The sequence below is a fragment of the Campylobacter sp. US25a genome, from assembly GCF_004379075.1.
GTDB classification, from domain to species: Bacteria; Campylobacterota; Campylobacteria; order Campylobacterales; family Campylobacteraceae; genus Campylobacter_D; species Campylobacter_D jejuni.
The window spans coordinates 1-269 of record NZ_RYYM01000136.1; the positions used below are offsets into that span (position 1 = coordinate 1).

Annotated in this window: 1 pseudogene; it reads left to right on the forward strand. The window is 28.6% G+C overall.

Going from position 1 to position 269, the window contains the following annotated elements:
* Positions 1–269, forward strand: a pseudogene (locus ELQ12_RS10045) (hypothetical protein); the annotation flags it as partial.

Here is a 269-nt window from a genome sequence, read left to right on the forward strand (position 1 = left end):
ATAATAATAAATACGAAGCTGTTTATATTGGAGAAAGGGGCGGTGTTGAAGATGAATATTCTTTTGATAGTGAAAAAGAAGCCATTGATAAAATGTTGCAGATGAATTATGAACAAAAAAAATACGATGGAAAAGACATTAAAGAATATCTAACAAAAGAAGTAGCATTAAGAATCATCCAAGAAGAAAAGTTAGAAGTGATTTGGTATGATGAAGCACTTAAACCTTTATGTGCAGGTATTAAACATGATAAACAAAGAGATAAATAT